The following is a 6,370-nucleotide window of genomic DNA, read 5'->3' on the forward strand; positions in this document are numbered from 1 at the left end:
TCACCGTGGAGCCGAACAGCGACCGCGAGGCGACGATCTCGTCGCCGGCCTGGAGCAGGGCCAGCGCCGTGGCGAGGATCGCCGCCATGCCGGAGCTGGTAGCCACGCAGCGCTCGCCGCCCTCGAGCGCCGCCAGGCGACGCTCGAAGGTGCGCACCGTGGGGTTGGTGAAGCGCGAGTAGACGTTGCCCGGCTCATCACCGGCGAACTTGGCCGCCGCCTCGGCGGCGCTACCGTAGACGAAGCTCGAGGTGGGGAAGATCGGTTCGGCGTGCTCCTGCTCATGGGTGCGCTCATGGCCGGCGCGGATTGCCAGGGTCTGGAGCGCCCACTCGAGCTCGGGGGAAGATTGCGGATCCATGCTGGGCCTCAGTCGTCGGTGTCGTCCTGATTGTGCACGCCGACCAGGGCGTGGTCGCCGGCGCTCTGCTGCTTGGCGCTGTCGCGGCGCGAGGCCTCCAGGGCCGACAGGTAGGCGTCATCGATGTCGCCGGTGACGTAGAACACCGAGCAGTCGAAGGTGTCCAGGTTAGCGTTCACCTCGCGACAGGCGGTCTTCAGGTCCTCGAGATCCTGATAGAAGATGCGATCGGCGCCGATCAGCTCGCCCACCTCGGCCTCGCTGCGGCCGTGGGCGATCAGCTCGCTGGCCGCCGGCATATCGATGCCGTAGACATTGGGGTAGCGCACCGGCGGGGCCGCCGAGGCGAAGTAGACCTTACGAGCGCCGGCGTCCCGGGCCATCTGGATGATCTGCTTGCAGGTGGTACCGCGCACGATGGAGTCATCCACCAGCAGCACGTTCTTGCCCTGGAACTCCACGCCGATGGCGTTGAGTTTCTGGCGCACCGACTTCTTGCGCTGGGTCTGGCCGGGCATGATGAAGGTGCGCCCGATATAGCGGTTCTTCATGAAGCCCTCGCGGTAGGTCACACCGAGGTGCTGGGCGAGTTCCAGCGCCGAGGTGCGCGAGGTGTCGGGGATCGGGATCACCACGTCGATATCATGCTCCGGCCACTCGTGGCGGATGCGGTCGCCGAGCTTGCGGCCCATCTCCATGCGGGTGCCGTAGACATAGGCGCCGTCGAGGATGGAGTCGGGGCGTGCCAGGTAGACGTGCTCGAAGATACAGGGGGCAAGGCGCGGCGCATCGGCGCACTGCTGGGTGTGGATCTGGCCTGCCATGTCGACGAAGATCGCCTCGCCGGGAGCCAGGTCGCGGTGCAGTTCGAAGCCGCCCACGTCCAGTGCCACCGACTCAGAGGCGATCATCACCTCCTGGCCGTGTCCCTCATCGCGGGTGCCGAAGACCACCGGGCGGATACCATTGGGATCGCGGAAGGCCACCAGGCCCACCCCGTTGATGATCGCCACCGCGGCGTAGCCGCCCTTGCAGCGCCGGTGCACCCGACGCACGGCGTCGAAGATGTCACCCGGCTCCAGGTAGAGCCCCTGCTTGCCCAGCTCGTGGGCAAAGACATTGAGCAGCACCTCGGAGTCGGAGCTGGTGTTGATGTGGCGCAGGTCCGAGGTGAACAGCTCCTGCTTGAGCTGCTCGGAATTGGTCAGGTTGCCGTTGTGGGCCAGGGCGATGCCGAAGGGGGAGTTGACGTAGAACGGCTGGGACTCCGCCTCGCTGGAGGAGCCGGCAGTGGGATAGCGCACGTGGCCGATACCCAGGTTGCCCTTGAGGCGCGCCATGTGGCGAGTGTGGAAGACATCCCGCACCAGCCCGTTGCTCTTGCGCAGCAGGAAGCGGCCCTCATGCCAGGTCATCATGCCGGCGGCGTCCTGTCCGCGATGCTGTAGCACCGTCAGGGCGTCATAGATGCCCTGGTTCACCGCCTGCTTGGCCAGAAGGCCCACGATACCGCACATTCCACCTTACCTCGCTTGCCTGAAGCTTGCTTTGATAGAGTCGGGGCGGCCGCGGCCGGCCGCCCGGAAATCGTTGGTCAGGGAGTGTCGCTGCCGCGCCCGGGCAGGGAGATCTCGCCGAGCGACTCGGGCCGCTCCGGCATCCGCCCCTCCCAGGCCTCGAACTGGCTCACCGCCCAGTCGCGCAGCTGCTCGAAGTGGGGGCGCAGCTCGGCCTCCTGCCAGGCCTCGAGCTGGGCCAGGGGAGTCAGGCCGATGACGATGGTGGCCAGCACCAGGATCGCCGCCCCCTTGGCCCCGCCGAAGGCCGCCCCCAGCAGCCGGTTGAAGAGGCCCATGCCCACCCACTCCACGGCGGCATGCACCAGCCGGATGACGATGCCGCACAGCAGCACCACGGCGAAGATCACCAGCACGAAGGCCAGCACCAGCCGGCCATCGGGATTGTCGATCAGCCCGGCGAGCAGGTCCGCCACCGGCTGGGCCAGCACGCGGGCCGCCAGCAGGGCGATGACCCAGGCTGCCAGCCCCAGCGCCTCGCGGATCAGCCCGCGCATAAAGCCGGTCACAGCAGTCACCGTGAGCAGGCCGATAAAGAGCCAGTCCAGCCAGGTCAGCGCCATCTCAGTTCCTCGCCCGCACCAGCAGGCCCTGGAGGTTGGCCCGGCTCTTGAGCTCGTTCATGGCCCGCTCCCCCGACTCCGAGGAATCGAAGGGCCCCACGTAGACCGTGGTCAGGTTGTTGTCGCGTGGCCGGCTGTAGGCGGGAAAGCCCTGCTCGCGCAGCTGGTTGAGCAGGCGTTCGGCGTTGGCCGGCTCGCCGAAGCTGCCCACCTGCACCGCCCACTCGCCGGACGGCGACGGGGCCGGCGCCGACGGGGCGCCGCGCTCGGAGAGCCGCTGGTCGGCGGCCCGGGCCAGCTCGGCGATGGGGTCCGGCGCCGGCTCGGGGGGGGGCTCGGCCTGGGCCAGCTGCTCGACGGTCTCCTCGGCCACCTCGTCCATCGAGACGTCGGGGGCTTCGTCGACCTCGTCGGCCCGCTCCTCCACCTCGCGTGGCGACAGCGGGGCACCGATCTGACCCAGGGTACCCGGTGGCCGGGGCTCCTCCACCTCGGGCCGCGGCGCTTCGATGGGCTGCTCGATGGTCAGCACCGGCTGCGGCCGCTCGCTGCGGGGCGCCGGCTCGCTGAGCAGCAGGGGCACGAAGATCACCGCCAGGGCGATCAGAATGACCGCGCCGCTGATGCGTTCTCGCCATCCGTACTTCATCGGGCTTCCTCACTGCCACTGTGATCGGTATCAGTCTGCGCCGCCTCTCGCTCCCGCGCCAGCCACTCGAGCACCTCGCCCACGGTGAAGAAGGAGCCACACACCAGCACACGGTCTTCGGGCATCAGCCGCGCGGCCAGCCAGGCCGCGGCCGCGGCCGGCGAGGCGGCGCGGTGGAGCACGGCGGCACCCTGGCCTTCGAGGCGGCCGGCCAGGTCCTCGGCGCTGCGCGCGCGCTCACCGGGGAGGCTCGCCGTCACCCAGGCGTCGATGGTCGGGGCCAGGGTGGCGATCACGCCATCGGCATCCTTGTCCCCGAGCATGGCCAGCAGCGCCAGGGTTCGCCCCCGGCATGGCCGGGCGGCCAGGCGATCGGCCACATAGGCCGCCGCATGGGGATTGTGGCCCACATCCAGGCACCACTGGCCCAGCCACTGCAGGCGGCCGGGGAGGCGGACCTCGGCCAGCGCCCGGCGGCAGGCGTCGACCTCGAGGGTGACGCCGGTCAGGGCCAGGGCCTGGAGCGCCGTGGCGGCGTTGTCCAGGGGCAGGCCGGGGTCGGGCAGCGCCTCCAGGGAGAGCGCCCCTTCGCCCACGTCACACCCCGTCCAGGACCAGCCGGCGCCCTCCCCTTGACGCCCGAAGGCCTCGCCCAGGGCGAAGAGCGAGGCGCCGAGTTCGCCGGCCACCCGGCGCACGCTGGCCGGCAGCTGGCGGCTGCCAAGCACCGCGGGGCGCCCGGCGCGCAGGATGCCGGCTTTCTCGCGGCCGATCTGCTCGAGATCGGTACCCAGGAAGGCGGCGTGGTCCTGGGCCACGGTGGTGACCACCGCCACATCCGGGTCAATGACGTTGACCGCATCCAGGCGGCCGCCGAGGCCCACCTCGAGGATGGCCAGGTCCGGCGGGGTCTGGGCCATGGCCCAGAGCGCCCCCAGGGTCCCCACCTCGAAATAGGTGAGGCTCACCGGGTCGCCCGCCCGGCGGGCGCGTTCCACGGCGGCGAAGCCGGCCATCAGGGTGGCGTCATCGGCCTCCACCCCGTTCAGGCGCAGGCGCTCGTTGTAGCGGACCAGGTGCGGCGAGGTGTAGGCGGCCGTGGCGAGGCCATGGGCGCGGGCCAGCGCCTCGAGCAGGGCCACGGTGGAGCCCTTGCCGTTGGTGCCGGCCACGGTGATGACCCGGCCGGCCAGGGGCCGCGACAGCAGCCCCATACGGCGCGCGACCTCGGCCACGCGGTCGAGGCCGAGGTCGATGCCCACCGGGTGGGCGGCCTCCAGCCGGGCCAGCCAGGCGTCGAGGGTGGTGGGCAGGGGCGCGTCGCTCATGGGGTCAGCGACGGGCGTCGTCTTGGCTGCCATCGGCCGGGGCGGCCTCGGCGCCCTCCGCGGGCGGTATCTCGGCGGGAGCCTCCTCGCCCAGCACGGCCTGTTCGGCCACGTCCACCAGGTCCGGCTCGGCGACGAGCGGATCGGTCAGCTCGGGCAGGCCCACCGCGGGCTGATGGGTCAGCTTGCGCAGCACCGCCCCCAGGCGGTCGCGCATCTCGCGGCGGTGCACGATCATGTCCACGGCGCCGTGCTCGAGGAGGAACTCGCTGCGCTGGAAGCCGTCGGGCAGCTGCTCGCGCACGGTCTGCTCGATGACCCGCGGCCCGGCGAAGCCGATCAGGGCGTTGGGCTCGGCCACGTTGAGGTCGCCGAGCATGGCCAGGGACGCGGAGACGCCGCCGAACACCGGGTCGGTGAGCACCGAGATGTAGGGCACGCCGGCCTGCTTGAGCTTCTCCAGGGCCGCCGAGGTCTTGGCCATCTGCATCAGCGAGAAGAGCGCCTCCTGCATGCGCGCCCCGCCGGAGGCGGAGAAGCAGATCAGCGGGATCCCCTCGTCATGGGCCAGGGTGGCGGCGCGCACGAACTTCTCCCCCACCACGGCCCCCATGGAGCCGCCCATGAAGGTGAATTCGAAGGCCACTACCACCACCGGCAGGCCGTCGAGCTGACCGCGCATGGCGATCAGCGCATCCTTCTCTGCGGTCTCCTTCTGTGCCGCCGCCAGGCGGTCCTTGTACTTCTTGGAGTCGCGGAACTTGAGGCGGTCGACCGGCTCCACCTCCACCGCCAGCTCCTCGCGCCCCTCCTTGTCGAGGAACCAGTCGAGTCGCTTGCGCGCGGTGAGGCGCAGGTGATGGTTGCACTTGGGGCAGACGTTATGGTGCTTCTCGAGTTCGGGAAGGTAGAGCACCGCCTCGCACTTGGGGCACTTGCGCCACAGGCCGTCGGGCACGCTCGCTCGGCGGTCCTTGCGCTGGATGCGCCCCATGGAGGGCACGATCTTGTCAAGCCAGCTCATGTCAGAAAGGGTTCCGTCATGTGGTCGGCGCCCGGGCAGCCCCGGGCACGTGGATCGATTCGAATGGCCCGGGCCGGGCTCAGCGGGCGCTCATGGCATCCAGGGCCTGGCGCATCTCGCCGAGCACCGCCTTGAGCTCGCCGGGGATCACCTCGGGCCGCTCGGCATTCTCGGCGATGCGACTGACCAGCGCCGAGCCGACGATCACGCCGTCGGCCACGCGGCCCACCTCGGCGGCGGAGGCGCCATCGCGGATACCGAAACCGACGCACAGCGGCAGGTCGGTCATCTCACGCAGCGGCGCTAGGTGCGCCGCCACATCGTCGGCGTCCAGGGTGGCGGAACCCGTCACGCCCTTGAGCGAGACATAGTAGAGATAGCCTTCGCCATGGGCGCATATTGTAGCGGCCCGGGCGCGGGAAGTGGTAGGGGCAACCAGGAAGATCGAGGCGAGCCCGCGAGCCTTGAGCAGCGGCCCGAGCTCCTCGGCCTCCTCCGGGGGCATGTCGACGGTGAGCACGCCGTCGACGCCGGCCGCGGCGGCCTGGTCGGCGACGCTCCATGGGGTTGAGGTAGCCCATCAGCACCACCGGCGTGGTGGTGTCGACCTGGCGGAACTCGCGCACCATCTCGAACAGGTGGGCGAGGCGCACCCCGTGCCTGAGGGCCCGCTCGCAGGCCTTCTGGATCACCGGGCCGTCGGCCATGGGGTCGGAGAAGGGCACCCCCAGCTCGATCACGTCGGCCCCCGCCTCCACCAGGGCGTGCATGAAGCCCACGGTGTGCTCGGGGCCCGGGTCGCCGGCGGTGATGAAGGGGATCAGCGCGCGGCGGCCCTGGGCCTTGAGGTCGGCGAAGCGTTGGTCGA

The 6,370-nt window shown here is 70.7% G+C and carries 6 protein-coding genes and 1 pseudogene; all 7 read right to left on the minus strand.

The features are described 5' to 3' along the window. A partial coding sequence (locus J5F18_RS13225) for a PLP-dependent transferase (protein ID WP_346299074.1) occupies positions 1 to 361 on the minus strand: 361 nt, incomplete at its 3' end. Between the two features lie 8 nt (positions 362 to 369). Next, positions 370 to 1,878, minus strand: a complete 1,509-nt coding sequence (purF, locus tag J5F18_RS13230; protein ID WP_346299075.1) for an amidophosphoribosyltransferase — start codon at positions 1,876 to 1,878, stop codon at positions 370 to 372. A gap of 77 nt (positions 1,879 to 1,955) precedes the next feature. Further along, on the minus strand, positions 1,956 to 2,501 hold the full coding sequence (locus J5F18_RS13235) for a CvpA family protein (protein ID WP_346299076.1): 546 nt from the start codon (positions 2,499 to 2,501) through the stop codon (positions 1,956 to 1,958). A gap of 1 nt (position 2,502) precedes the next feature. Beyond that, positions 2,503 to 3,150: an SPOR domain-containing protein gene (locus J5F18_RS13240; protein WP_346299077.1), complete on the minus strand. Its 648-nt coding sequence runs from the start codon at positions 3,148 to 3,150 to the stop codon at positions 2,503 to 2,505. Next, positions 3,147 to 4,478, minus strand: coding sequence for a bifunctional tetrahydrofolate synthase/dihydrofolate synthase (gene folC, locus J5F18_RS13245; protein WP_346299078.1), 1,332 nt, complete (start codon positions 4,476 to 4,478; stop codon positions 3,147 to 3,149). Before folC ends, J5F18_RS13240 begins: the two co-directional genes overlap by 4 nt. A 4-nt stretch (positions 4,479 to 4,482) precedes the next feature. Further along, a complete protein-coding gene (accD, locus tag J5F18_RS13250) occupies positions 4,483 to 5,502 on the minus strand; it encodes an acetyl-CoA carboxylase, carboxyltransferase subunit beta (RefSeq protein ID WP_346299079.1) in 1,020 nt (339 codons plus the stop codon). 79 nt (positions 5,503 to 5,581) lie between these two features. Continuing rightward, positions 5,582 to 6,370, minus strand: a pseudogene (gene trpA, locus J5F18_RS13255) (tryptophan synthase subunit alpha); the annotation flags it as partial.

It is taken from the genome of Halomonas sp. BM-2019 (genome assembly GCF_017584085.1).